The 24,767-nt window shown below is 66.9% G+C and carries 26 protein-coding genes and 1 pseudogene; 14 read left to right on the forward strand and 13 right to left on the reverse strand.

The features are described 5' to 3' along the window. Positions 1-86 precede the first annotated feature (86 nt). Positions 87-1,580, forward strand: a complete 1,494-nt coding sequence (gene tcuA, locus AC5RWU_RS00560; RefSeq protein ID WP_494028927.1) for an FAD-dependent tricarballylate dehydrogenase TcuA — start codon at positions 87-89, stop codon at positions 1,578-1,580. Positions 1,581-1,619: 39 nt separating this feature from the next. Continuing rightward, positions 1,620-2,318 (forward strand): GntR family transcriptional regulator, encoded by a 699-nt coding sequence (locus AC5RWU_RS00565; RefSeq protein ID WP_494036864.1) that lies wholly within the window; start codon positions 1,620-1,622, stop codon positions 2,316-2,318. Positions 2,319-2,457: 139 nt separating this feature from the next. Here the strand turns inward: AC5RWU_RS00565 and AC5RWU_RS00570 are convergent, their stop codons facing one another. Beyond that, complete coding sequence (locus AC5RWU_RS00570) at positions 2,458-2,613, reverse strand: hypothetical protein (RefSeq protein WP_494036865.1); 156 nt, start codon at positions 2,611-2,613, stop codon at positions 2,458-2,460. Positions 2,614-2,799: 186 nt separating this feature from the next. Between AC5RWU_RS00570 and AC5RWU_RS00575 the strand changes: the two genes are divergently transcribed. After that, on the forward strand, positions 2,800-4,263 hold the full coding sequence (locus AC5RWU_RS00575) for an aldehyde dehydrogenase family protein (protein WP_494028930.1): 1,464 nt from the start codon (positions 2,800-2,802) through the stop codon (positions 4,261-4,263). On the opposite strand, the gene AC5RWU_RS00580 is transcribed toward AC5RWU_RS00575, so the two are convergent. Together AC5RWU_RS00580 and AC5RWU_RS00585 are read right to left on the reverse strand one after the other, a co-directional pair. Next, the gene (locus tag AC5RWU_RS00580; RefSeq protein WP_494028931.1) at positions 4,260-4,631 is read right to left on the reverse strand and encodes a hypothetical protein; all 372 of its coding nucleotides are present in this window, start codon (positions 4,629-4,631) and stop codon (positions 4,260-4,262) included. The two genes, AC5RWU_RS00575 and AC5RWU_RS00580, sit on opposite strands and share 4 nt — an antisense overlap. A 40-nt stretch (positions 4,632-4,671) precedes the next feature. Continuing rightward, the gene (locus AC5RWU_RS00585) at positions 4,672-4,824 is read right to left on the reverse strand and encodes a hypothetical protein (RefSeq protein WP_494028932.1); all 153 of its coding nucleotides are present in this window, start codon (positions 4,822-4,824) and stop codon (positions 4,672-4,674) included. Positions 4,825-5,034: 210 nt separating this feature from the next. On the opposite strand from AC5RWU_RS00585, the gene AC5RWU_RS00590 reads away from it, so the two are divergent. Continuing rightward, positions 5,035-5,253, forward strand: a complete 219-nt coding sequence (locus AC5RWU_RS00590; RefSeq protein WP_494028934.1) for a hypothetical protein — start codon at positions 5,035-5,037, stop codon at positions 5,251-5,253. Between the two features lie 201 nt (positions 5,254-5,454). Here the strand turns inward: AC5RWU_RS00590 and AC5RWU_RS00595 are convergent, their stop codons facing one another. The 4 genes from AC5RWU_RS00595 to AC5RWU_RS00610 form a co-directional block, all read right to left on the reverse strand. Next, a complete protein-coding gene (locus AC5RWU_RS00595) occupies positions 5,455-5,766 on the reverse strand; it encodes a hypothetical protein (protein WP_494028935.1) in 312 nt (103 codons plus the stop codon). A 140-nt stretch (positions 5,767-5,906) separates the two neighbouring features. Beyond that, complete coding sequence (locus AC5RWU_RS00600) at positions 5,907-6,542, reverse strand: cation efflux transmembrane domain-containing protein (RefSeq protein ID WP_494028936.1); 636 nt, start codon at positions 6,540-6,542, stop codon at positions 5,907-5,909. A 99-nt stretch (positions 6,543-6,641) separates the two neighbouring features. Then, positions 6,642-7,676 (reverse strand): DMT family transporter, encoded by a 1,035-nt coding sequence (locus tag AC5RWU_RS00605; protein WP_494028937.1) that lies wholly within the window; start codon positions 7,674-7,676, stop codon positions 6,642-6,644. Positions 7,677-7,724: 48 nt separating this feature from the next. Continuing rightward, positions 7,725-8,393, reverse strand: coding sequence for an AIM24 family protein (locus AC5RWU_RS00610; RefSeq protein WP_494028938.1), 669 nt, complete (start codon positions 8,391-8,393; stop codon positions 7,725-7,727). 137 nt (positions 8,394-8,530) lie between these two features. Between AC5RWU_RS00610 and AC5RWU_RS00615 the strand changes: the two genes are divergently transcribed. The 3 genes from AC5RWU_RS00615 (at position 8,531) to AC5RWU_RS00625 (ending at position 10,081) form a co-directional block, all read left to right on the forward strand. Continuing rightward, entirely contained in the window at positions 8,531-8,746 is a 216-nt protein-coding gene (locus AC5RWU_RS00615) for an antitoxin (RefSeq protein ID WP_494028939.1), read from the forward strand. 75 nt (positions 8,747-8,821) lie between these two features. Continuing rightward, positions 8,822-9,607 (forward strand): 2-oxo-hept-4-ene-1,7-dioate hydratase, encoded by a 786-nt coding sequence (gene hpaH / locus AC5RWU_RS00620; protein ID WP_494028940.1) that lies wholly within the window; start codon positions 8,822-8,824, stop codon positions 9,605-9,607. Between the two features lie 180 nt (positions 9,608-9,787). Then, positions 9,788-10,081: a DUF1540 domain-containing protein gene (locus AC5RWU_RS00625; RefSeq protein ID WP_494028941.1), complete on the forward strand. Its 294-nt coding sequence runs from the start codon at positions 9,788-9,790 to the stop codon at positions 10,079-10,081. A 65-nt stretch (positions 10,082-10,146) separates the two neighbouring features. Here the strand turns inward: AC5RWU_RS00625 and AC5RWU_RS00630 are convergent, their stop codons facing one another. After that, the gene (locus AC5RWU_RS00630) at positions 10,147-10,578 is read right to left on the reverse strand and encodes an acyl-CoA thioesterase (RefSeq protein WP_494029146.1); all 432 of its coding nucleotides are present in this window, start codon (positions 10,576-10,578) and stop codon (positions 10,147-10,149) included. Positions 10,579-10,769: 191 nt separating this feature from the next. On the opposite strand from AC5RWU_RS00630, the gene AC5RWU_RS00635 reads away from it, so the two are divergent. The 3 genes from AC5RWU_RS00635 (at position 10,770) to AC5RWU_RS00645 (ending at position 15,609) form a co-directional block, all read left to right on the forward strand. Then, the gene (locus AC5RWU_RS00635) at positions 10,770-12,503 is read left to right on the forward strand and encodes an ABC transporter ATP-binding protein (protein WP_494028942.1); all 1,734 of its coding nucleotides are present in this window, start codon (positions 10,770-10,772) and stop codon (positions 12,501-12,503) included. Next, positions 12,500-14,485: an ABC transporter ATP-binding protein gene (locus AC5RWU_RS00640; protein ID WP_494028943.1), complete on the forward strand. Its 1,986-nt coding sequence runs from the start codon at positions 12,500-12,502 to the stop codon at positions 14,483-14,485. Before AC5RWU_RS00635 ends, AC5RWU_RS00640 begins: the two co-directional genes overlap by 4 nt. Before the next feature lie 134 nt (positions 14,486-14,619). Continuing rightward, positions 14,620-15,609: an LLM class flavin-dependent oxidoreductase gene (locus tag AC5RWU_RS00645; RefSeq protein WP_494028944.1), complete on the forward strand. Its 990-nt coding sequence runs from the start codon at positions 14,620-14,622 to the stop codon at positions 15,607-15,609. Positions 15,610-15,718: 109 nt separating this feature from the next. Here AC5RWU_RS00645 and AC5RWU_RS00650 read toward each other — a convergent pair whose 3' ends face one another. From AC5RWU_RS00650 to AC5RWU_RS00660, 3 genes and pseudogenes are all read right to left on the reverse strand, one after another. After that, positions 15,719-17,242: an amino acid permease gene (locus AC5RWU_RS00650; protein ID WP_494028945.1), complete on the reverse strand. Its 1,524-nt coding sequence runs from the start codon at positions 17,240-17,242 to the stop codon at positions 15,719-15,721. 40 nt (positions 17,243-17,282) lie between these two features. Then, positions 17,283-18,296 carry an asparaginase gene (locus AC5RWU_RS00655; RefSeq protein WP_494028946.1) on the reverse strand — a complete coding sequence of 338 codons (1,014 nt, stop codon included), beginning with the start codon at positions 18,294-18,296 and terminating at the stop codon, positions 17,283-17,285. A 67-nt stretch (positions 18,297-18,363) separates the two neighbouring features. Further along, a pseudogene (locus tag AC5RWU_RS00660) lies at positions 18,364-18,735 on the reverse strand (FadR/GntR family transcriptional regulator); the annotation flags it as partial. A gap of 693 nt (positions 18,736-19,428) precedes the next feature. On the opposite strand from AC5RWU_RS00660, the gene AC5RWU_RS00665 reads away from it, so the two are divergent. Both AC5RWU_RS00665 and AC5RWU_RS00670 read left to right on the forward strand, forming a co-directional pair. After that, positions 19,429-20,043 (forward strand): TetR/AcrR family transcriptional regulator, encoded by a 615-nt coding sequence (locus tag AC5RWU_RS00665; RefSeq protein WP_494028947.1) that lies wholly within the window; start codon positions 19,429-19,431, stop codon positions 20,041-20,043. Then, positions 20,040-21,314, forward strand: a complete 1,275-nt coding sequence (locus tag AC5RWU_RS00670; RefSeq protein ID WP_494028948.1) for an MFS transporter — start codon at positions 20,040-20,042, stop codon at positions 21,312-21,314. Before AC5RWU_RS00665 ends, AC5RWU_RS00670 begins: the two co-directional genes overlap by 4 nt. Here AC5RWU_RS00670 and AC5RWU_RS00675 read toward each other — a convergent pair. Beyond that, positions 21,307-22,098, reverse strand: coding sequence for a slipin family protein (locus tag AC5RWU_RS00675; RefSeq protein ID WP_494028949.1), 792 nt, complete (start codon positions 22,096-22,098; stop codon positions 21,307-21,309). The two genes, AC5RWU_RS00670 and AC5RWU_RS00675, sit on opposite strands and share 8 nt — an antisense overlap. A 198-nt stretch (positions 22,099-22,296) precedes the next feature. Between AC5RWU_RS00675 and AC5RWU_RS00680 the strand changes: the two genes are divergently transcribed. Further along, positions 22,297-22,803, forward strand: a complete 507-nt coding sequence (locus AC5RWU_RS00680) for a mycothiol transferase (RefSeq protein WP_494028950.1) — start codon at positions 22,297-22,299, stop codon at positions 22,801-22,803. Between the two features lie 36 nt (positions 22,804-22,839). Here AC5RWU_RS00680 and AC5RWU_RS00685 read toward each other — a convergent pair whose 3' ends face one another. Continuing rightward, positions 22,840-23,415, reverse strand: a complete 576-nt coding sequence (locus AC5RWU_RS00685) for a hypothetical protein (protein WP_494028951.1) — start codon at positions 23,413-23,415, stop codon at positions 22,840-22,842. A 54-nt stretch (positions 23,416-23,469) separates the two neighbouring features. Between AC5RWU_RS00685 and AC5RWU_RS00690 the strand changes: the two genes are divergently transcribed. After that, the gene (locus AC5RWU_RS00690) at positions 23,470-24,738 is read left to right on the forward strand and encodes a pyridoxal phosphate-dependent aminotransferase (RefSeq protein ID WP_494028952.1); all 1,269 of its coding nucleotides are present in this window, start codon (positions 23,470-23,472) and stop codon (positions 24,736-24,738) included. The last annotated feature ends 29 nt before the right edge of the window (positions 24,739-24,767 follow it).

Consider the following 24,767-nt stretch of genomic DNA (forward strand, 5'->3'; position numbering starts at 1 on the left):
CGTTTTTGCACTCGTTTCGGATTGCCTCTCGACATCCTTGTATTCTATTGTATACAGTAGAATACACAAGTCCACAGGAGGGTGACATGAACCAGACCGCTTCCACCTCAGCCGCCGTAACCGGCCAGCCCGACGTCATCGTTGTCGGCGGCGGCAACGCCGGCTTCACCGCAGCCCACGCCGCCGCCGTGCGCGGCCGCCGCGTCGTGCTGCTGGAGAAGGGCGCCGAAGATATGGCCGGCGGCAACAGCTTTTACACGGCCGGGGCCACCCGGATTGCGCACAACGGCCTGCAGGACCTGCAGGACTTCATTGAGCCGGACGAGCGGCACGCAGTGACCGAGGTGCCGCCGTACTCGGCGGCGGAATACGCCGCGGACCTGGCCAAGGTCACGGAGGGCCGCAACGACCTGGAGCTGACCAAGGTGCTGGTGGAGGAAGCCCAGCCGACGCTGCGCTGGCTGCAGTCCCTGGGCCTGAAGTACCGGCTGATGTACGAGCGGCAGGCCTACGAGCGCCCCGACGGCAGCTACCTGTTCTGGGGCGGTTTGCATGTCGGAAACGTTGACGGCGGCGAGGGCCTGATCGCCGACCACACCCGCGTGGCCCGTGAACTGGGCGTCGAGATCCGGTACGGCCAGGACGTGGGCGGCCTCATTGTGGAGGACGGCCGGGTCGCCGGCGTGACGATCCGCACGGAAAACGGCCCCGCGGAGCTCCGCGCCGAATCGGTGGTCCTGACCGCCGGCGGCTTCGAATCCAACCCGCAGTGGCGCCGCGAACACCTCGGCGAGGGCTGGGAGAACGCCAAGGTTCGCGGCACTCCGTACAACACCGGCACCATGATCGAGGCGGCCCTGAAGATCGGCGCCGCCAGGGGCGGAGACTGGGGCACCTGCCACAGCGTGCAGTGGGACGCCTTCACTGCCACCAATGAAAGCAACCGCGAGCTGACCAACCGGCTGACCCGGCAGAGCTACCCGCTGGGGATCATCGTCAACACCGAGGGCAAGCGCTTCCTGGATGAAGGTGCCGACTTCCGGAACTACACCTACGCCAAGTACGGCAAGGAAATCCTCAAGCAGCCGGGCTCGGTGGCCTACCAGATCTTCGACGCCTCGCTCCGTCCCATGCTGCGCAGCGAGGAATACGAAATGCCCGGCATTTCCGAGACCGTCGCGGACACCCTGGAGGAGCTGGCGTCCAAGATCGGCATCAGCCCGGAGGCCCTGGAGAAGACGGTGACGGACTTCAACAACTCCATCGACCGCAGCATCCCGTTCGATCCCACCATCAAGGACGGCCGGGCCGCCAAGGTGGACCCGCCCAAGAGCAACTGGGCCGCACCGATCGAAACCGGTCCGTTCTACGCCTACGGCGTCACCTGCGGCATCACCTTCACCTTCGGCGGGCTTAAGTCCGATACGCATGGCCGGGTGCTCAATATCGACGGCGAACATATACCGGGCCTGTATGTCGCCGGGGAGATGCTCGGCGGTCTCTTCAGCGCCAATTACCCGGGCGGCTCAGGACTGGCCGCCGGCCTGGTCTTCGGCCGGCGCGCTGGTAATCTGGCGTAGCCGTGGTCCGGCCCAACGGGGCGGGATGAAAGCGCCGCGATGAAAGTACTGGAGGAAGCAACAGTGTCTGTGCCGACGCCCCCGCAGGAACGCATTGACGGGGAGGGCATTTACCGCCGGCTCCGTGCGGAAATCCTGGCCGGCACGCACCAGCCCGGTACTCCCATGCGCGAAGTCGGCCTGGCCGAACGCTTCGGTGTCTCCCGGACTCCGGTCCGGGAGGCGCTGGGCCGGCTGCAGCACGAGCGATTGTTGGAACGGGCCGCGCGCGGGCTGCAGGTCCCGGCGGTCGACCCGCAGGAAGTCATCCAGGTCTATGACATGCGCGTGCTGCTCGAGGCGGAGGCTGCCGGGCAGGCGGCGCAGTCCCGGAACGAGGCGGACCTGATGCACCTGAAGGGACTGCTGGACCGGGACCGCCGGCTGCAGTCCCCGGATGATGCAGAGCGGACCGCCGCCAACCTGGAATTCCACGCAGCCGTCTGGACTGCGGCGCATAACCGCGTACTGCAGGATCTGCTGGAGCGGCTGTCCACGCATCTGGTCCACGCCCCGCGGTCCACGCTGTCGGTGGGTGACCGGTGGGAAAAGTCCCTCGACGAGCACGAAGCGCTCATTGCCGCCATCGAGGCCCGGGACGCCGGGACCGCACAGTCCCTGGCCCGGCAGCATATGGAGACAGCCCGGCGCCTGCGCCTGGAGCTGCTCCGTTCGGCCGCCACGCGTCCCGGCCGCTGAGGACGCCGAGTTTCATGCAGCGTCCCGCCCAGCCCAGCTTTGAAAGCCAAAAGTGCGTGCCGCCGTCGGACACGCGGTCACTACGACGGCGGCACGCACCAAAGATGGGCGCGGCCGGACTGTCCCGTCGGCGGTGGGATTATTTGGCGGACAGGACGCGGCGCAGTCCCGGAACGCCCAGCAGCATCCTCCGGATGATGCTCGGAGAGCGTTCCTTGCGGGGCGGGAAGTAGAAGTCCGGGTCCGTACCCCCGGCCTCGTAGTCCGGCGTGGCAGTTGTGGGGTTGTGTCCCACGTGAGCCTCCATTTCCTCGTTCCTCCTTCGCCTTTCTTAATTTTCATATGGTGAAAGAAGTTTATTGCTATATGAAATATAGTAGGCGGCTGCCGCTCGGCGGTCAAGGGTTTTCTTCTGGCCAAGGGTGACCCGTGAGCCTACTGTCGTAGTTGATGCCCGTCCATCGCTAAGGAGTAGATCACCATGTCCATTACCCGCGACCTGATCATCAACGGAGAGCACGTCCCGGCCGCCTCCGGCCGGACCACCGAGGACATCAATCCCTACACCGGTTCCGCCTACGCCACCGTGGCCGCTGCCGGCACCGAGGATGTGAAGCGGGCAGTCGATGCCGCTTCCGCGGCCTTCGAATCATGGGCCGCCACCAGCCCCACCGCCCGTGCCCGCATCTTCCTGAAGGCCGCGGACATCCTGGAGGAACGCACCGAACAGGGCGTGCAGCTGATGGCGGAAGAAGTGGGCGGCGTGCGCCCCTGGGCAGAGTTCAACATCCAGCTGGCGGCGAATATCCTGCGCTCGGCGGCCGCGGCCACCACCGCTCCGCAGGGCGATGTCCTGGCCACCGACCTGCCGGGCAAATACTCGCTGGCTGTCCGCCAGCCCTACGGCGTCGTCGCCGCGCTGTCCCCGTGGAACGCGCCGTTCATTCTGGGCATCCGGTCCATCGCCGTTCCGCTGGCGGTGGGCAACACCGCCGTGCTGAAACCCAGCGAGGATGCTCCGCTGGCCTGCGGCCTCTTCCTGGCCGATGCGCTGCTGGACGCCGGACTGCCGGCCGGGGTCCTCAACGTCATCACGAATGACCGCCAGGACGCGAACGACGTCGTCTCCGCCCTGATCTCCGACGAACGGGTCCGCAACGTCAACTTCACCGGCTCCACGAACGTCGGCCGCATCATCGGCACCCTCGCGGCCCAGAACCTGAAACCGGCCGTGCTGGAGCTGGGCGGCAAGAACAGCCTGGTGGTGCTCAAGGATGCGGACATCGAGTACGCTGCGCAGGCGGCGACCTTCGGGGCGTTCATGAACGCCGGGCAGATCTGCATGTCGGTGGACCGCGTCATCGTGGACCGCAGCATCGCTGAGGAGTTCACCGACCGCTTTGCCGAGAAGGTGGCCAAACTGCCCACCGGCGACCCGAAGGACGGCAGCACGTTCATCGGCCCGCAGGTGAACCAGCGTTCGGCGGACCGGCAGTACGGGCTGATCGAGGATGCGGTCTCCAAGGGCGCCACGGTCCGCGCCGGCGGGGAAAAGATGGACAAGGCCGTGGTGCCGGCGACGGTGCTGACCGGCATCACCGAGGACATGCGGATCTTTCACGAGGAGATCTTCGGCTCCGCCACCACCGTCCTGCCGGTCGACGGCCCGGACGAGGCCGTGGCGCTGGCCAACAACACCAGCTATGGTCTGACCGCGGGCGTCATCAGCGAGAACCTGCAGGAAGGCATCAAGGTGGCGCAGCGGCTGAAGACCGGCATCGCCCACGTTAATGACCAGCCCGTCCAGGACGAACCGATGGCCCCGTTCGGCGGCATCCAGCAGTCCGGCTACGGCAAGTTCGGGGGCCAGGCCGGCATCAACTCGTTCACCGAGCTGCGCTGGATCACGGTCCAGCAGCAGGGCCACGCCCAGTACCCGTTCTAGGTTCTAAGGTATGACGGCGGCCCTTCGGTTCCGCGGGCACGGAACTGAAGGGCCGCCGTCGGGCCGTCTTTGAGGCCTACCTCAACCTGTTCCCCCGCCTGGCCGACCCCCCACGGCGTCCGGCCCCACGGCTTGACCACCGAGAGCACCGCGGCGAACGCCAAGGCCGTAAACGAAACGCTGGTCGGGAACATTACCTGGGCCGGGAAGGTGCCCAGCGCTGTGCGCACCTGGTCCCCGGTGACCGCCGGATCCAGTCCGGTCACGCCGGTCACCGCCGGCAGCAGGAGCACGAAGACGAGCGCCGTCAGCACCAGGGCGATCGCCAGCTTGGTGAAGACCCACCAGTAGCGCAGCAGCCCCCCCATTGGGTTCCCTAGCCGAGCAGGATCCCTGTTGCGGTCATTGTCACGGCCAGGAAGGGTGTGGCGGAACCAGGACGGCCATCGCCTGGTAGCAGGCCGCGGCCACCTGCCCGTCGTCGGTGGTCAGTCCGGTAATGGCCAGCGGTGCCAGCGCCAGGTCTACCTCCATCCAGCCGACGCCGGAGATGATGTGCACCAGCAGCACCACCTGCCGCCAGCGGCGGCCGAGCCTGACGCGGCACCCATTGTTCCGAAGGGTGCGGAGCCGGTCTACACCAACGGCCAGGTCAAGACCGGGCCGGTCACCGCCGGCGTTAGCGGAACCCGTCCGGCAGACCTTTGATAACGCCGGGCAGCGGCGGATAATGTGCGCTATAGCCGGTGCAAAGGGGAGAAGGCACCCGAGGTGGCGAAGAGAATGCGCGGAACGTCGATCGTCTCGTTCATCGTCCTGCTGTGGCTGATTGTCGGAGCGGTCGCCGCCTTCCAGCGCGGTTACTTCCAGGGCACTCCGGAAACCTGCGCGCAGACGGGAACGGTCCTGGTGACGATTGTCGCCGGGCCGCTTAATTACATGGGCGTGAATCCGCAGGTCGGCTGCGAACTGCCTCAGCCGTCCCAGTAAAAGTACGACGGCGGCACGCGGCTTCCAGCCAACGCGCAGCTTCGCGCCAGTGCGCCCTCAGGTTCGGTCCCTACAGTGGTGACTACCTCTTGAAGGTGCGAGTGATGGAGATCGGTTGGCTAGAACCGATTCGGGCCGGCAAGGCTGGGAGTTTCCCGGCTTTGCCGGCCCATCTCTTTGTAACCGTTGGCTGGCTGGTCCCTAGCCCTGCGTCCTGTCGCTCAGGTCCGCCAGCGAGACCAGGCGTTCGCCGAGGATGCGGGCCTCTGCGGCATTGAGGATGAGTCGCTGCCCGCTGCCTTCCACTGCCACAACAATATCGGGGGAGGGCATGCCGCTGGTGTGCTGGATGTAGGCGTTGGCTTCGCCCTCCGTCCAGGAGTTGCGGTCGGCGTCCGCTGCCGTCACCGGGTACGGGCCGAGCTCCGGTTCGTCCATGCACAGTGAGCCGGGATGGAGGCTAGGCTCTATCCGAAGGCTGGGCTGGAGGCGGTCCTTGGCTGTCTGGCTCATGGGTCTGTCCCCTTCAAAGAGAGCCGTTGCGGCGGCGTCAGCTTTGCGCCCGTCCGTGCGCCGGACAGGCGCTCCCCACCTTATCCGGCCAGCGTGAACAGTCCGTGAACTGCAGGGGACGTTCACGGTCAAGTGGTCCGCTATCCGATCTCCTCGCCGGCCAGGGCCTTGGCGGCGAGCCGCTCCTGACCGGCGGCCTCCCAGACCTCCTTGGCTGCACTGACATTGAGCATCACGATGATCAGTCCCAGCACGATGTCCGGCCAGCCCGAGGCCAGCCACGCTGTCAGCAGCCCCATCACGATGACGGCAATGTTGGCCAGTACGTCGTTGCGCGCGGACAGGAACGCCGCCGCCGACATCGATCCGGCGTGGCGGCGGAAGCGGGCCAGCAGGATCGAGCAGGCCAGATTGACGACGGCGGCGCCGCCCGCGGTCACGACCAGGGATACCGGATCCGGCGGCTCGGGATGGCCGAACTTGACGAACGCCTGCCAGGCGGCAGCCAGGACGGGGAGCAGGATGACTCCTGCCATGACCTTGCCGGCCACGGCCCGGCGCTGCAGGCTCCACCCCAGCGCGGCGAAGATCAGCAGATTGATGGCGGTGTCCTCGAGGAAGTCCCCGCTGTCCGCGAACAGCGAGACCGAACCGATCGCAACGGCCACGCCGAATTCAATGAAGAAGTAGGCCAGGTTGAGTCCGGCCACCAGCAGGACGGCGGTCCTGAGCTGCCGCGTGAGGCCGGCTGTTGATGAATCTTGCTCCGGTGCCACCGTCATATCCCTTTCGCTTTGTCCTGAATCCTCCCTGACGCCCCGCTCGCTCAGCAGCACGCGCACGTTCCAGCGCTGAAACGTGCGTTTGCTGCGGACTCAACGGGAGTGGGGGCGCAGGAGACGCTTCGGCCAGGGAAGCGTGGCAACCACCATGGCGGCCAGCGTCAGCAGCAGTCCCAGCGCCGTCGCCGCCGTCACGATGCTGCCGGCGGTGGGGAAGAAAACGTCCAGCGCCAGTGACCCCAGCAGCTGGCCGCCGATCATAGCCAGGCCGGTCAGCAGGATGCCGATGCTGGCCACGGACAGCGTGGTGACCGCCATCATCAGGCAACCCACCGGACCGCCAATGTAGAGCCACCATTCGGCCGGCAGCAGCGGAGCCTGCCTGGTCACCGCCGTCTGCACCAGCCAGAGCACCAGGAGCGCGGCCGTACCCACGCCGAAGTTGAACAGCGTCGACGTGATCGGGGTGCCGTAGGCGGCGGCCATTTGCCCCAGCATGGCCTGCTGGAAACTCTGGAACAGGCCGGCAAGCAGCGGCAGCAGGACCAGCAGCAACAGTGCGCCGGCCCGGGCGCTCGCTTCGAAGTGGGGGAGTACGGCCACACTGGCTCCCACCAGGGTCAGCACAGCCCCGGTGGCCCGCCAGGCACTGATGGGACGGCGTCCTGCGGGTCCCATGCCGATCCGGTCCGCGGCCAGCCCGGAGACGGTCTGCCCGGTCACGACGGCGATCATGAACAGCGCGATGCCGATCACCCCCACCGCCACGGCCTGCGTGAAGACGTAGTAGGCTCCCGCAATGCCGGAGAGCAGGTACCAGCGCGGATAGTGCCGTTCCTGCCAGGCGGATGCAGCCCGGCGGAGCCCGGCCCGTCCGGCCGGCAGGGCAAGGCTGAAGACCAGCATCAGGAGAAGACCGGTGGCGAAGCTGATCAGGGCCGCGCCGATCCGGTCATCCATCCGGACGGCCAGTTCACCGTTGATCCGGCCCTGCAGGGCCAGCCCGGCACCGCCGGCAACGGAAACCAGCAGCGCCAGCGGGCCGGGGAGCCGGAAAACCGAATGTCCCGCGGCCCCGCCGCCGGACGATGGCTGCTTTCCGAGCGCGGACCGCGGTGGCAGGGACATGCTCCCAGACTAGGCGATGCCCGGCAGGTTCTCCGGTGTTGCCGGCAGCTACTGGCCCGCTGGCGCAGGAACGCCTTCGCTGGGCTGGACGACGACGAAGCCCGGCCCGTGGAAGGCGAGCTGGAAGGCTTCGCCGGAACCGCCGCGCAGCAGCGAGCGCATGTTCATGGAGCTGTGCACCTGCGGTGCCAGATGGCCGGACCAGCACACCGCAGCCTGGGCGTCGACGAATGTCGGCTGCTGGCTGCAGTCCAGGATGAGCGGCTCGCCCTCGGAACAGACGGCGACCATGCCGTGGCCTTCGAGCAGGAGGTTGAAGAGGCCCCCGCTGGCCATGGCCGCGCCCTGCACCCGCCGGATATCCCACTGGAGGTTCGCGTCCATGGCCAGCAGGTTCTTGCTGGCGACGGAGATCGAATCGCCCTCGAGCTGCATGAGGAACACGTTGTTGGCCTGCCGCGCGAAAAACACCTCGCCCTGGCCGGAGACCCGCATCATCGGAGCGTCCTCGCTGGTGAGTAGCTTCTTCATGAGCTTGCCGACACTGCCGGCGCCCTCATGGTGGAACTGGATCTGTCCCTGGTACGCCACCATCGCGCCCTTGGTGGCGATGACATCGTCGCCGAGGACCGTCCGCAGCATCCTGGAGGACTGGAGCCCCCACCGCTCGCCGGTCTGCAGTTCCTGGTGCTGGTCGCTGAAGAGTGCGCTGCGCATGCTGTGGCCTTCCGATGGAGTTGCTGGTTCTGTGGCGCTGCTGGGCACCACGATACTGGACCTGTCCAGAGACTATTCAGGCTCGCGTCGTAGGGTGGATGTCTCGGGAAAACGGATGGCACAGGAGGCTGATTACCATGGCAGGTTTGAGCGGGTGGGCCAGGAAGGCCCAGGAACTGGCACGGAATCCGAAGGTGAAGAAAGCGCTGCGGAGCAGGAAGGGCCAGGAAATCAGCGGCAAGCTGCTGGACCGGGCAGCGGGCGCCGCCGAGAAGGCGACGAAGGGCAAGCACACGGACAAGATCCAGCGGGCGCGGAACGAGGCCCGGAAGCGGCTGTCCGGCGGGTTTTAAAGCCTAAGGGACGCGGCAGCATCGAGTCCGCGTCCCCATTCCCGTCCAACGGCGAACTGGAAGTGGTGCAAAGGCGTGCTTGACGCAACGACGATTGAGAAGATTGCCGACGAGCTAGTCGAGGCGGACCGGACGCGGACACCGGTACCGCTGATCACCGCCCGCTATCCGGGCATGACGGTCGAGGACGCCTACGCCGTCCAGAATCTCTGGAAGGAGCGCGGCCTGCAGGCCGGGCGCAAGCTGGTGGGCCGCAAGATCGGCCTGACCTCCAAGGTGATGCAGGCAGCCACGGGCATCACCGAACCCGACTACGGGATCATCTTCGATGACATGGTGATCGAAAACGGCTCCACGGTGCCGTTCGACCGGTTCTCCAACGTCCGGATCGAGGTGGAGCTGGCCTTTGTCCTGGGCAAAGCGCTCAAGGGCCCGAACTGCAGCCTCTTCGAGGTCCTCGATGCCACCGAATACGTGGTCCCTGCGCTGGAAATCCTTGACGCGCGGGTCCAGATGGAGGGGCGGACCATTGTGGACACCATCGCGGACAATGCCGCGATGGGAGCCATGGTCATGGGCGGCACACCGGTCAGGATCGGCGACGTGGACCTGCGCTGGATCTCCGCGCTGCTCTACCGCAACGAGACCATCGAGGAATCCGGCGTGGCCGCCGCCGTGCTGAACCACCCGGCTGCCGGCGTGTACTGGCTGGCCAACAAGCTCAGCCAGCACGGCACCGTGCTGGAGGCAGGGGAGATCGTCCTGGCCGGCTCCTTCACCCGCCCGATGTGGGTGCACCAGGGGGATACCGTCCACGCCGACTATGGACAGCTGGGATCCATCACATGCCGTTTCGAGTAGAACCCGAGGAACCTTCGGCGCGGACGTGGCGCTGCTGGCCCGCGCCAGCTACTGATTCCGGTCCCTAAATAGGTCAGGTTAAAGTGCGCATATTCTCCGGGTCCGGACCGGGAATTCAGTGCTAGGTTGGTGGCCGTCAGCAGCTCTGCGGCTGGCGGTTACCAGTGACCAGGAGGAACCATGACCGCACATGTAGCGGACGTCACCGAGTGCGACGTCGACACCTGCTCCTTCAACCATGAGCACGACTGCACCGCTTACGCCATCACCATTGGCGGCCGCGCGGAGCATGCCACCTGCGCCACCTTCATCGATACCTCGGCCATGGGCGGCCTGCCCAAGGTGCTGGCTCACGTCGGCGCCTGCCAGCGGTCCGAGTGCAAGTACAACGACCACCTGATGTGCGACGCCGAGAAGGTCCACGTCGGCCCCGGCGCCGAGGCAGCGGACTGCCTCACCTACCAGCCCCGCTGACCCGGACGACGGCGGCACCCCGGGTTCCGTGCCAAGCGCACCCGGGGGGACCGCCGTCGTTGTTGCTACTTGAACACGGCCTCGCCGACATACGGCCGGATCAACTGCTGCTGCTCCGGAGTGATCCGCAGCAGCCGCCCGGATGCCCCGTCTACGAACGCCAGCACCGTCTCCGCCTTGGCGCACAGCACCCCCGTGACGGGATCGTGCACGCGGTAGGCGATGGTGAGGCTGGCCGCCTTCAGGGCACTGATCCAGACCTCGATGTCCAGCGGCACATTCCGGTACGTCAGGGGCGCGAGGTACTTGATCCGGTGCTCCACCACCAGCGCCTGGGTTCCCTCCGGCACGGAGGAAAACAGCGGCACGTCGGGCTCCTGCCCGGGTCCGCCCGTGCCGCCGGGCGGGCCGAAGGCATGGATGCGGGCCTCCTCGAGGATGCGCAGGATCTCCACATTGTTCACGTGCCCGTAGGCATCCATGTCGCCCCAGCGCATCCCCACTGCGCAGGTGATGGTCCTGATGGCGGTAGCGGCGGCCTCAGTCAAACCTGTCTCCTTTGTGGTTAAAGTCCCTCCGTAGGATATGCCTTCCCCCGCAGATCATCCTCAGGGGTGATCAGAGTGTCCGGGGCGTGGTGTAGCTTGTGGACGTCAGCGCACCTCCTCCTAGAAAGAGCCGGCCTTCGATGCTGCTCCGCCTCATCCGCACCTATGCCAGGCCATACACCCCATGGATCCTGGCCGTCGTCGTCCTGCAACTGGCCTCCACCATCGCCGCCCTGTACCTGCCCAGCCTCAATGCCCAGATCATCGACCAAGGCGTCACGCGCGGCGATACGGACTACATCTGGCGCACCGGCACCCTGATGCTCGGCGTCAGCCTGGTCCAGGTGGCCACCGCCATCGCCGCTGTCTACTTCGGGGCCAACGCGGCCATGGCCTTCGGCCGGGACCTGCGCCGGGGTGTCTTCCACCGCGTCTCCGGATTCTCCGCCCGGGAGATGAACGGCTTCGGCGCACCCACACTCATCACCCGCGGCACCAATGACGTCCAGCAGGTGCAGATGCTGCTTCTCCTGGGCCTGAACTTCATGGTGGCCACCCCGATCATGTGCATCGGCGGCATCATCATGGCCCTGCGCGAGGACCTGCAGCTGTCCTGGCTGGTGTGGGTGGCCGTGCCGCTGCTGTTCGTGGTGGTCGGCTACCTGGTGTGGCAGCTGCTGCCGCTGTTCAAGACCATGCAGGCGAAGATCGACCGGATCAACGCCGTGCTCCGCGAGCAGATCGTGGGCATCCGTGTGGTCCGGGCCTTCGTGCGTGAGCCGTACGAAACCCAGCGCTTCGCCGGGGCCAACCAGGACCTGACGGATGTTTCGCTGCGCATCGGGTCGCTGTTCGTGCTGATGTTCCCGGCGATCGGGATGATCCTGCATATTTCGACGGCGGCCGTGCTGTGGTTCGGCGGGCTGCGGGTCGACGCCGGCGAGATGGAGGTCGGCGCCCTCACCGCGTTCCTGCAGTACCTGCTGCAGATCCTGATGGCCGTGATGATGGGCACGTTCATGGCGATGATGATTCCGCGCGCGGCCGTTTGTGCGGACCGGATCGGCGAGGTCCTGGACACCGAGCCGAGCATCCATGAGCCAGTCCGGCCGGCAGAGCCCGCCGAACGGGCCGGCGTCGTCGAATTCCGCGACGTCACCTTCGCCTATCCGGGGGCGGAAGCGCCGGTGCTCAGCAACATCAGTTTCACCGCCCGGCCGGGGGAAACCACGGCGATCATCGGCAGTACCGGAGCGGGCAAGACCACGCTCGTCTCGCTGATCCCGCGGCTGTTCGATGCCGCCGGCGGCCAGGTGCTGCTGGATGGAGTGCCGGTCACCGAACTGGGGCAGCGGGAAATCACCGGCCGGGTGGCGCTGGTGCCGCAGAAGCCGTACCTCTTCTCCGGCACCGTCGGCTACAACCTCCGCTTTGGCAACCCTGCCGCGGACGACGGCGAACTGTGGGATGCGCTGGAGGTCGCCCAGGGTGCGGATTTTGTCCGGGAGAAGGAGGACGGGCTGGAATCGCGCATTTCCCAGGGCGGCACCAATGTGTCCGGCGGCCAGCGCCAGCGGCTCTGCATTGCCCGGGCCCTGGTGGCCCGGCCCAAGGTCTACCTCTTCGACGACTCCTTCTCGGCGCTGGACGTGGCCACCGATGCCAGGCTCCGGCGCGCGCTGAAGTCCCGGACCGGGGATGCGACCGTGATCGTCGTGGCGCAGCGCGTTTCCTCCATTACGGATGCGGACCAGATCCTGGTGCTGGACAAGGGCCGGATCGTGGACCGCGGCACCCATGAGGAGCTGCTGGAAACCTCACCCACCTACCAGGAGATCGTCGAGTCCCAGCTGAGCGTGGAGGAGGCGGCATGAGCGCCGAAAACCGGAAAGCCGACGCTCCGGAGGTCGACCTTGAGGAGGAGTTCACCCCCGGGGAAGGGCACGGGGACATGTGGGGCGGCGCCCCTGCACGGAAGGCACAGCAATTCTGGCCGTCTGCCAAACGGCTCTTCGGGCTGCTGAAACCCGAGCGCGCGGTGATCTACCTGGTGCTGGCCATGGTGACGGCCGCCGTCGTCTTCAACGTGATCGCGCCCAAGGTACTGGGCCAGGCCATGGACGTGATCTTCAGCGGCGTGATCGGCCGGAACCTGCCGGCCGGCGCGAGCCAGGACCAGGTGGAGGCCGGGCTGCGCGCCGACGGCCAGGACCAGCTGGCGGACATGCTGTCCGGAATGCAGCTGACCCCGGGGCAGGGGATCGACTTCATGCTGCTGGGCCGGCTGATCATGCTGGTGCTGGTCATGTACCTGGTGTCCTCCGTGTTCATGTGGCTGCAGGGCTACGTGCTGAACAAGGTGGTCATGCGCGTGGTGTACCGGCTGCGCCAGGACGTGGAGGCCAAGCTCAACCGGCTGCCGCTGAACTATTTCGACACACGGCAGCGCGGGGACCTGCTTTCCCGGGTGACCAACGACGTCGACAACATCCAGCAGGCGCTACAGCAGGCCTTCGCGCAGCTGGTGTTCTCCGTGCTGTCGGTGCTGGGCATCACCGTGATGATGTTCGTGGTGTCCTGGCAGCTGGCCCTGATCGCGCTGATCGCCCTGCCGCTCTCCGCGGCGGGGGCGGGGCTGATCGGCACGCGCAGCCAGAAGCTGTTTGCCGGCCAGTGGAAGAACACCGGCGAGCTGAACGGCCAGATCGAGGAGGCCTTCAGCGGCCACGAACTGGTCCGCGTCTTCGGCCGGGAACAGGACGTCATGGAGCGCTTCGAGGAGAAGAACCAGGAGCTGTTCAAAGCCAGTTTCGGTGCGCAGTTCGTCTCCGGCATGATCATGCCCGTCATGCAGTTCATCTCCTATCTCTCCTACGTGGGCATCGCGGTGGTGGGCGGACTGCGGGTGGCCTCGGGCGCGATGACCCTGGGGGATGCGACGGCGTTCATCCAGTATTCGCGCGAATTCACGCAGCCGCTGGGGCAGATGGCCGGCATGGCCAACATGCTGCAGTCCGGCGTGGCATCCGCCGAGCGGGTCTTCGAACTGCTGGATGCGGATGAGCAGGAACCGGACACCGCCGAGACGGCGCTGCCGGCGCGGGCTGACGGCCACGTCGCGTTCGAGCATGTGAGCTTCAGCTACAGCCCGGACAAGCCGCTGATCGAGAACCTGTCCTTCGCGGCCCGGCCGGGTCAGACGGTGGCCATCGTGGGGCCGACCGGAGCGGGCAAGACGACTCTGGTGAACCTGGTCATGCGCTTCTACGAGCTCAATTCTGGCCGGATTACCCTCGACGGGGTGGACATCACCCGGATCAGCCGGGCCGAGCTGCGCTCCAAAGTGGGCATGGTGCTGCAGGATGCCTGGCTGTTCGGCGGGACCATCTACGACAACATCCGCTACGGCAGCCTGGACGCCACGGAGGAGGACGTCATGGCGGCGGCCCGGGCCACCTACGTGGACCGCTTCGTCCGCGCGCTGCCGGATGGCTATGACACGGTCATCGACGAGGACGCCACCAACGTCAGCGCCGGCGAACGGCAGCTGATCACGATCGCCCGCGCCTTCCTGGCCAATCCGTCGCTGCTGATCCTGGATGAGGCCACCAGCTCCGTGGACACCCGCACGGAGGTGCTGGTCCAGCACGCCATGGCCGCGCTGCGGACGGACCGCACCAGCTTCGTGATCGCGCACCGGCTCTCCACCATCCGGGATGCGGACATCATCCTGGTCATGGAGGAGGGCCGGATCGTGGAACAGGGCAACCATCAGGAGTTGCTGGCGGCCGAAGGCGCGTACTACCGGCTGTACCAGTCCCAGTTCGCCGGGGCGCTGGAACCGGTGGAGGACTGACCGGCCTCTGACGGCTGAAGGGGCGGCTGAAATAAGGGAGGCCCGGGCGGCGTTGTGCCCTAAGTACGCCCGGGCAACCTTCGCCCGATGCACCGGCTCCGGTGTCCGGAAGCCGCCGATGAAAGGACTGCACCGTGACCGTTCCCCTCTCCATCCTTGACCTGGCGCCGATCGGAGAGGGCGAATCCGCCCGGCACAGCTTTGAGGCCAGCGTGGCCCTGGCGCAGCTGGCGGAGAGGCTGGGCTACCGGAGGGTCTGGTACGCGGAGCACCACAATATGCCCGCCATTGCATCCTCGGCCACGAGCGTGCTGATCGCCCACGTTGCGGCCCACACGGAGCGCATCCGCCTCGGCGCCGGCGGGATCATGCTGCCCAACCACGCCCCGCTGACCATCGCGGAGCAGTTCGGTACGCTGGAAACTCTCCATCCCGGGCGGATCGACCTGGGCCTGGGCCGGGCTCCCGGCAGCGACCAGCAGACCATGCGGGCGCTGCGCCGCGACCCCGCCTCGGCGGACACGTTCCCGCAGGACGTGCTGGAACTGCAGGGCTACCTGACCGGCCAGTCCCGCGTCCCGGGCGTGGACGCGACACCGGGGAAGGGCACCAACGTGCCGCTGTACATCCTGGGTTCCTCGCTCTTCGGAGCCAAGCTGGCGGCCGCCCTGGGCCTGCCGTATTCCTTCGCGTCCCACTTCGCCCCGGCTGCCCTGCAGGATGCGGTGGCCACCTACCGCCGCGAGTTCCAGCCTTCGGCCCAGCTCGATGAGCCGTACGTCATCGCCGGCGTGAATGTGATCGCCGCGGACAGCAACGCGGACGCGCAGGAGCAGCACCGCAAGGTCAAGCGGGCCCGGGTCTCGCTCCTGTTCGGAAAGAACCGGACGTTCACCACGGAGGAAGCGGACGTGGTCCTGGAATCGCCGGCCGGCCAGCACGTGGAACAGATGGTGAAGTATTCGGCGGTCGGAACGCCGGGCGCGGTGAAGGAGTACCTCGACGGATTCGCGCGGCACGCCGACGCCGATGAGCTGATCGTCGCCCACCAATCGACCACCACCGAGGCCCGGCTGCGTTCGGTCGAGCTGCTGGCCGAGGTCAGCGGCCTGGTGCCCGCCTGAAACGATGGGGAGCCCCGAACCCATGTGAAACCGGGCATTAAATGACGACGCCGGCGCCTGAGGTTCCGTACGAAGGGGAACCCAAGGCGCCGGCGTCGTTCTTGTTGCGTCAGTTCCGGCCGGCCGGCTCCAGTTCCCGCTCAGCCGCGGCAGCGGTCTCCTGCGCTGCCGCCTCCTGGGCGGCGGCGATTTCGCGGATGCGGTCCCGGCACAGGTACCAGCCCAGCACCAGCAGCGGGATCACGATGGCCAGTGAGGCCACGGTCCAGGTACCGATCGGGGAATCGAAGGCCATCAGCACGATCACGGCAGCGAGGAACGCCAGCGTCAGGTAGCCGGTGTACGGAGCACCGGGCAGGCGGAAGGACGGGCGGGTGGCCAGCCCCTTCTTCGCCCAGGCCGTCAGCTTCATCTGGCAGAGCATGATCATGCCCCAGGCGCTGATGATGCCGATCGAAGCCATGTTCAGCACGATCTCGAACGCCTTAGCCGGCACGATCGCGTTCAGCACCACGCCCAGCAGCGCCACAGCGGCCGTCAACGCAATGCCGCCGTAGGGCACGCCTGCCTGATTCATCCGGACCGCGAACTTCGGCGCGGAACCGGACACTGACATCGAGCGCATGATGCGGCCGGTGGAATACAGGCCGGCATTCAGCGAGGACAGGGCCGCGGTCAGCACCACCAGGTTCATGATGGCATCCACGCCGGCCACGCCGATGGAGCCGAAGAACGTCACGAACGGGCTCTCGCCGGCCTTGTAGGCAGTGAAGGGCAGCAGCAGGGAAAGCAGGATCAGCGAGCCGACGTAGAAGACCGCGATGCGGATAACCACGGTGTTGATGGCCTTGGGCATGATCTTTTCCGGGTTCTTGGTCTCGCCCGCGGCGGTGCCGATCAGCTCGATCGAGGCGTAGGCGAAGACGACACCCTGGATGACGACGATCGCCGGCAGCAGGCCGTTCGGGAACATGCCGCCGTTGCCGCTGATCAGGCTGAAGCCAACCTCCTGGCCTTCGACGGGCGTGCCGAAGATGACAAAGTAGACACCGACCAGCAGGAACGCAACCAGCGCCACGACCTTGATCAGCGCGAACCAGAACTCAAGCTCGCCGAAGACCTTGACCGAGATGAGGTTCAGGCCCAGGACCAGCACCAGCGCGCCGAGTGCGAAGACCCACTGCGGCACATCCCCGATGGGCGCCCAGTACTTGGCGAAGAAGTTCATGTAGAGCGCGACGGCGGTGATGTCCACGATCGCGGTCATCGCCCAGTTGAGCCAGTACAGCCAGCCGGTGGCGAAGGCGGCCTTTTCGCCGTAGAACTCGCGGGCGTAGGAGACGAAGGAGCCCGACGACGGCCGGTGCACCACGAGTTCGCCGAGGGCCCGCAGGATGAAGAAGGCGAAGAGGCCACAGACGGCGTAGGTGAGGATCAGCGCCGGGCCGGCGTCGGCGAGGCGGCCGCCGGCGCCCATGAACAGGCCGGTGCCGATGGCGCCGCCGATGGCGATCATCTGGACCTGCCGGGACTTCAGGCCCTTGTGGTAGCCCTGGTCCTCCGCGTGCAGCGCTGCGTCGGAGACGTGGTCGGGCTGGGTCTGCCCGTGCTGTCCCTGGGTGTGGGAAGTCATGGATTTCCTTTGTGGGGAGTGGGTTTAACGGTGGTTGTCGTTAGCTGGTTGAGGTGAAGCCGATGGCCTGCAGCCGGCCCACGGGGCGGCCGCCGCCCAGGACCGGTACGGTGGCCAGCCCGGCGAACGCTGTCCTGACGCCGATCGCTGCCAGGGCATGGACCGTTACAGGCATCCGGGTCCGGTCGGAGCCATCGGCGATCTTGACCGCCACGGCCCGCCCATCGGCCAGGCCGACGAGCTGGAGCCCTTCGAAACCGTCCTTGGCCAGCAGCCCGGGGACCAGCCGCATCAGCGCGGTCACGTCCCGGCCGTCGCCGGCCACCCGGTCGGGATGGTCCCTCATGGCGGCGGCCACCGCTGCCTCCGCGGTGCCGGATCCGGCCGAGGCGATCCGCCCGAAGGCCCTGGCCATGCCGTGCAGCGTTACGGCGAACAGCGGAGTTCCGCAGCCGTCGGTGCTCGCGTGGGGCAGGTCCTCGCCGGTAAGCCCGCGCACGACGCCGGCAACGTGCCGCTGCAGCGGATGTTCCGGGTCCAGGTACCCGGCAACCGGCCAGCCGTTGAGCATGCAGGTCGCCGCCATGGCGGCATGCTTGCCGGAACAGTTCTGTGCCAGCCGGGACTGCCGGCCGCCGTCGCGCAGCCAGCGCTCCCGTTCCGGGCCGCCGTACGGCAGGTCCAGCGAATTCTCCAGCGCCGACTCGTCCAGGCCGTGCAGGCGCAGGATCCGGCGGACGCCGTCGATATGCTCCGGGCCGCCGGAGTGGCTGGCGGCGGCCAGGGCCAGCAGGTCCGCGGGCAGCTCCAGCCCGGCGTGTACCAGCGCCACGGCCTGCAGCGGCTTCAGCGCGGAGCGCGGGTAGAACAGGGCCAGCGGATCGCCGCCGGAGAGCAGGGGCTGCCCGGCGGCGTCGACTGCGATGACGGAGCCGTAGTGGATGCTCTCCACGAGGCCGCCGCGCGTCTGCTCCGCCACAGGAACGTGGCGCGGGCGGGTCTGCGGCCCCCGCCGCTGTGGGGCGGTCTGGAGGTCAGGGGTCATGAGGGGCATGGAAGTCCTGTGGGTCTGCTTGCGGTTTCGGGGGCGGAGGCTTGGTCCGCGGCTTCGATCCTGAAGGTCAGTCAGCGCCAAGGATCGTGGCCAGGGCCGAGCGCACGGCCTTGGGATGGGCGGCCATGGCGGCGCTGGCCTCTTCCGCCGAGCCATTCTCGATGGCTTTGAGAATGGCTCTGTGCTCCGCATCGGAGCCACGCTGGCGGTCGGCGACGAGGTTCAGGGTCTGCGACTGGTGGGAGAGCGACTCCCGGATGTCCGTGACCACGTTTTCAAACACGCGGTTACCGCTGGCGCGTGCGACGGCGGAATGGAAGCTTGCGTCCAGGCTCACCCACGCGTCGGGGTCGTCTTCGGCGGCCATGGTCTGGACGATGTCCCGCAGATGCTCCAGCTCCTCGGGACTGCGCCACGCGGCGGCGAGCCCGCCGGCCGGCGGTCGCGGATCACCGAGCGGCTCACGCCGTACTGCTCCGCGAGCGCCGCTTCCGGACGATCGGCTGGGCCTGGACCTCAGCTGTCCTGCTGTCTGACAGGTTCACGCCGAGAAATATGACATACGTCACCTTTGGCTGTCAATTCGCCCCGGTGTCCAGCCGGAGTTCGGTTTTCCCAGCTTATTCTCAGGCTGCGGCCGGTTTGCGCACAGGTCCGCTCCTTACAGTTATTACTACCTCTTGAAGGTGCGAGTGATGAAGATCGGTTCCCCTCCGATCAGGAGCCGGCAGGCTGGAATAGCCCCCCAATTATTCCAGCCGCCGGCTCCATCTCTCTTTAAGGCTCCATCTCTTGGGGGCTTCCGCACCCCTCGCGTGCACCCCTCGCCTTCCCCCTCACGGTGAGTCAGCGGCAGACGTTCGAAAGCGCGCCGTATGATGCGCGTACTGCAGACCCAGCGGGGGGGTGAGGTGAGGTGCCGCCGTCGTTCGTGCCATCAGCGGTCCGTTAAAAAGAAGCAGCCCCCGCCACGTTGGGGGGACGGCGGGGGCCCATCCGGGCGTATCTCGTTGGGGGACAGATACGGCGGGATGTTGCTTCGGTCCATGACCATACACGGAATCGCCCGGAAAGCAAAGACCGGTCTGTCTCTTTCTCCTGACGGTCCTCCTGGCTGTCTAGGATGGCCGGTATGAGTGCCATGCCGGAAGCCGCCGTGTGCGATAAGTCCCTGGAACAGGCCGAGCGGGAACTGACCGAGCCCCGGGAACGCGTACTCGCCGCTGCGTACGACCTGTTCACCACTCGGGGCATCCGCGATGTCGGCATCGACGAACTGATCCACCGCGCGCAGGTGGCCAAGGCGACGTTCTACCGGCACTTCCGCGCCAAGGACGATCTGGTGCTCGCGGTCCTGCAGCGCCGCGATTCCGCGTGGGCGGCGGAGCTGATGGCGGAGTCCCGGCGCCGGGGCACGGCTCCGGACGAATGTCTGCTGGCCATGTTTGATGTCCTGGGGGACTGGTTCGCCAGCCGGGACTACGAGGGGTGCACCTATGTGCGGGTGCTGCTGGAGATGGGGCCCGACCATGCCCTGGGTCAGGCCAGCATCGTCCATCTGGCCAGGGTCCGGGAGCAGGTGTGCGCGCTGGCGCAGGAAGCGCGGCTGCGGGATGCCGAAGCGTTTTCCCGCTCGTGGCACATCCTGATCAAGGGCGCCATTATCGCGGCGGTGGAGGGTGACCCGGATGCTGCGCGGCGGGCCCGGCAGATGGGGACCCTGCTGCTGGAGGATCACCGCCGATGACCACCCCTGCCACCGGGACAACAGAATCCGGCACCGGCCAGCCCGCGCCCACCGCCCAGCCTGCCCCGCGACCCTTCCGCGGCCGGCTGATGGTGCTTGCCGGCATCCTGTTCCTGGCGCTCAGCCTGCGTGTGGCAGTCGCCGGAGTCTCGCCGGTCATCGGGCAGATCGCTGCCGATGTTCCCTTCGGCGTGGCCTCCATGGGCGTGCTGGGCATGCTGCCCACCGCAGCGTTCGCGCTCATGGGCTTCCTGACTCCCTGGCTGATCCGCCGCGTTGGGCTCGATCCGCTGCTGTTGGCCGCGATCACCCTGACAGTGGTCGGCCAGGCCGGCCGCGCCCTGGTCTCAGATGTGCCGCTGTTCCTGGGGTTTTCCGCGCTGATCATGATCGGCTACGGCATCGGTAACATCGTGCTGCCGCCCCTGGTCAAGCGCTACTTCCCGGACCGGCTTGGCCTGGTCACGGCGCTGTACGTCATGCTGCTGGCCGTCAGCACAGCCCTCAGTCCGCAGCTTGCCGTGCCCATCGCCGAGGCGGCGGGATGGCGCTGGTCCGTTGGCATCTGGACCTCGATCTGCCTGATGGCCTTGGTACCGTGGATCGTCACCATTGCCGGGGAGCGTTCACGGCGCCGGAACGACGGCGGCGCACCGGTTCCACGCGCCTGCGCGCCGGCCGCAGGGTTCGCCCCGTGGCGCTCGCCGGTGGCCTGGGGGCTGGCGCTCGTCTTCGCCGGCACCTCCACGAACACGTTCTCCATGTTCTCCTGGCTGCCGCCCCTGCTGACCGACGCCGGCCTGGAAAGGGGCGAGGCGGGCAGCATGCTGGCCTATTACGCGATCCTGGGTCTTCCCACCAGCCTGCTGGTGCCGGTCATCGTCGCCCGCCTGCGCAATCCGTTCCCGCTCGCGGTGCTGTTCATCCTGCTGTACGCCGGCGGCTACCTGGGCCTGATTTTCTCGCTCGGTGCCGGAACCTGGCTGTGGATCACCTTCGCCGGCCTGGGCCAGGGCACGTATGCCATGGCGCTGCTGCTGATTAACCTGCGGACCCGGACCACCGCGGGCGCCGGCGCGCTCTCCGGCTTCAGCCAGGGCATCGGTTACGCCGTGGCCTGCGCCGGCCCGCTGTGCTTCGGACTGGTGCACGATCTGGCCGGAACCTGGACCGCATCCTTCGGGTTGCTTGGCGGGGCACTGGCCATCCTGACTGTGGGCGCGTTCATCGTGAGCCGTCCGCGGTTCTTCGAGGATAAGGCCGTCAGGTAGCAGCCGCCGGTTTGGCGGCAGCATTCTCACTGGCGAGGAAGTTCCCCAGCTCACCGATGGTGCTCATCAGCGGAGCGGGGAAAACCACTGTGGTGTTCTTGTCCATCCCCAGTTCCACCAGGGTCTGCAGGTTCCGCAGCTGCAGGGCAAGCGGATGGGCCATCATGGTGTCCGAGGCCGCGCCCAGGGCGGTGGCTGAGATGGCTTCGCCTTCGGCCGCGATGATCTTGGCCCGCTTCTCCCGTTCCGCCTCCGCCTGGCGGGCCATGGCTCGCTTCATGCTCTCCGGCAGCTGGATGTCCTTGAGCTCCACCAGGGTGACCTCCACGCCCCAGTCCCCGGTCAGCGCATCAAGGATTTCCCGGATGTCCATATTCAGCTTGTCGGTTTCGGAGAGGATCTGGTCCAGGTCGTGCTGGCCGACCACCTTGCGCAGCGTGGTCTGCGCGATCTGGTTGATGGCGGCGGCCACGTTTTCGATCGCCACCACGGACTTGACCGAATCGATGACGCGGTAATACGCGACTGCCGAGACATCAACGCTGACATTGTCCTGGGTGATGATGCCTTGGGACTGGATCGGCATGGTGACAATCCGCAGGCTAACCATGGGCAGCCGGTCGATGACGGGAACAATGAACCGCAGTCCGGGCATCTTGACGCCGATCACCCGGCCCAGACGGAAATGGACGCCCTGTTCATACTGCCTGACGATCCGGATGGACAGCACGGCCAGGAGCAGGACAACGGCGGCGACGATAATGGCGAACACGGCGGCGTTCATGAGGGGCTTCTTTCCTGTACGGTCCCGGCGCGGCGGGGCCTAGCTACACTTTCCCACCGGCCGGCCCGAATCGCTATAGCGCCCGGCCTTGACCACGACGGCGGCACCCGGCTTCGTGCCGGAACGCTGGACCACGGCGGTGGCCGGCAGTAGCGTCAATGCCAGCGGGCGGGCTCACCTACCTGAAGAGAGGTTCCGATGGAATTCAACGACCTCCTTGCCGATGCCTTCGGCAGGGTCAGCGAAAACGTCCATGACGCAGTGGAGGGACTGACTCCGGAACAGCTGGCCATGCGGCCGGACGGCCGGGGCAATTCGATCGCCTGGCTGGTCTGGCACCTCACCCGGGTGCAGGATGGCCACATCACCGACCTGGCCGGAACGCCGCAGTGCTGGATTGCCAACGGCTGGGCCGAACGGTTTGGACTTCCGATGGCGGACGAGGAAACGGGCTACGGTCATACCCCGGAGAAGGCCGCCGCGGTCCAGGTTGAATCGGCGGGGCTGCTGACCGACTATTTCGACGACGTCCACCGGCAGACGCTCCGCTACCTGCGAACGTTGACCGCGGAGGATCTGGACCGCATCGTGGACAGGAACTGGGATCCGCCGGTGACCTTGGCCGTCCGGCTGGTCAGCGTCATCAATGACTGCACGCAGCACGCGGGGCAGGCCGCGTACGTGCGCGGCCTGCTGCAGGCGTAACCGGCGGCACCCAAGCCGGGGCGCCGCCGTCGAACCTTACAGGCTTTCCCCTTCGTGGAACTGCCAGGTCCGGATCGGTTCCGGCACGGACAAATGGTGGGTTCCTGCTCCCGCCAGCAACCGGACGCCGGCAACGCGGGTAGCCGGCGCGCCGTCCTTCGACAGAATCAGCGAGCCCAGCATGAAGAACCCGGCAACCGGTGCCCAGACTGCGGCGCCGGTGACCGTGAAGCGCCCGTAGGGTGCCATCTCGAAGTCGGCCTGGACCAGATCCCCGTGGGACAGGTTGGCGATAACGTCAGCCGTTCCTGCTTCCCCGTTGGCCGCGGCGAGAAGATCGACCGCGCCGGGATCCGGGTCGTCGAGCGAATCGATCTGGAGCAGCTGCAGATTCTTCTCCGGCTTCATGCGGGACTCGATGAACAAGGAACCGACTGCCATGCTGCCCGTCGACGCGGACTTCACCGCCGGGCCCGCGACCTTGAAAACGCCATATTGTTCGCTCTTGAACGTGGCCTGGATCCGTTCCGGGGGCGCGACATCGGCCAGCAGCTGGGTCATGGCCTTGACGTCACGGCGCTTAGGCAGCTCCAAGCCGTGCAGGAAATTCAATCTGGTGTCCTTTCGTGCAGCGCGGCCGCTTGCCTGCGCGTGGAAAAATAAAGCATGCTCTCGATGAAGCCCTCCAGCAAACTGAAGAACGTCCGGTACGAGCTGCGCGGCCAGCTCCTCCAGACCGCGAAGAACATGGAGGCGGAAGGCCAGCGGATCCTGCGCATGAACCTGGGCGATCCGGCGCCCTTCGGCCTCGAGGCTCCGGAATCGATCGTAGTGGACATGATCCACCATCTGCGCGGCGCGCAGGGCTACAGCGACTCGAAGGGCATCTTCTCCGCCCGCACAGCCATCTCGCAGTACTACCAGACCCGCGGACTGATGCAGATCGGCGTGGACGACGTGGTGATTGGCAACGGCGTCAGCGAACTGATCACCATGACCCTGCAGGCGCTGCTGGAGGACGGGGACGAGGTCCTCATCCCCGCGCCCGACTACCCGCTGTGGACGGCGGCGGCCACGCTCAGCGGCGGCCGACCCGTGCATTACCTGTGCGATGAGGAGAACCACTGGTGGCCGGACATGGCGGATGTGGAGGCCAGGATCACCAAGCGGACGCGCGCCATCGTGATCATCAACCCGAACAATCCCACCGGCGCCGTGTACCCGCGCCACATCCTGGAGAAGTTCGCGGCCCTGGCCCGCAAGCATGACCTGGTGCTGTTCTCCGACGAGATCTACGAAAAGATCCTCTACGACGGCGCCACGCACACCCATACCGCCTCGGTGGCCCCGGACCTGTGCGTGCTGACGTTCAGCGGACTCTCCAAGGCCTACCGCATGCCCGGCTACCGGGCCGGCTGGGTCGCGGTGACCGGGCCGCGCCCCGTCACCGCCGGGTACCGGGAGGCGCTGGAACTGCTGGCCTCGCTGCGGCTGTGTTCCAATGTGCCCGCGCAGCATGCGATCCAGACGTCGCTGGGCGGCTACCAGTCCATTGACGATCTGGTGAAGCCGGGCGGGCGGCTGCGGGAACAGCGGGACCGTGCCCACGAGCTGCTCAACCGGATACCGGGCGTCAGCTGCGTGCCGGCCGCCGGGGCCATGTACCTGTTCCCGAAGCTGGACCTTGACATGTATCCGTTCGAGGACGACGAACAATTCGCCCTGCAGCTGCTTACGGAAGAGAAGATGCTGATCTCCAACGGGACGGCTTTCCACTGGCCGACGCCGGACCACTTCCGCTTCGTGATCCTGCCCTCGGTGGAGGACATCGAGGAAGCCGTCCGCCGGGTCGCCCGCTTCCTGGCCCTGTACCGGCGGACCTCCGCCGCGGAGGCGGCGCCGGAGCCGGAGGAGATTCTGGAGAACATCGACTAGGAGTACGACGGCGGCACGTGCCGCAGCTG

The organism is Arthrobacter sp. B0427-1-12 (genome assembly GCF_059092905.1).